The following is a 514-nucleotide window of genomic DNA, read 5'->3' as shown; positions in this document are numbered from 1 at the left end:
CGAAAGGTCCGCCTCCCGCACCCGCCCCAGCAGCTCCGCGAACGACGGATCGTCCCGCAGATCCGTCCGCAGTACCAGCGTGTTGACGAAAAAGCCCGCCAGCTCTTCGAGAGCCGTATCGCCACGGCCCGCGATCGGGGTCCCGACCGGGATGTCCTCACCCGCGCCCATCCGCGACAGCAGGAGAGCTATCGCCGCGTGTACGACCATGAAGGTGGTGGCCCGGCCGCGTCCAGCGATCTCCACCAGCCGGGCATGCGCCCGCGCGTCCACGCGTACCGGCACAGTGCCGCCCTGGAAGGTGGGCATGGGCGGGCGCGGCCGGTCGGTGGGCAGGACCAGCTCCTCCGGAGCACCCGCCAGGGCCTCCCGCCAGTGCCCGAGCTGGCCGCTGATCAGGCTGTCCGGGTCGTCCAGCTCCCCCAGCACCTCACGCTGCCACAGCGCGTAATCCGCGTACTGCACCGGCAACGGCTCCCACCCGGGCTCCCGGCCTTCGCACCGCGCGGTGTAA

At 71.8% G+C, this 514-nt stretch carries 1 protein-coding gene; it reads right to left on the bottom strand.

The annotated features are described in order from the left end of the window. Nucleotides 1-514: condensation domain-containing protein (locus tag FF041_RS38665; RefSeq protein WP_194292374.1), on the bottom strand; the 514-nt coding region annotated here is incomplete at both ends.

This window comes from Streptomyces jumonjinensis, assembly GCF_009600885.1.
In the GTDB taxonomy this organism is placed as follows: Bacteria; Actinomycetota; Actinomycetes; order Streptomycetales; family Streptomycetaceae; genus Streptomyces; species Streptomyces jumonjinensis.
The sequence above is the reverse complement of the archived record's forward strand: the minus strand, read 5'-3'. Positions and strand labels throughout refer to the sequence as shown.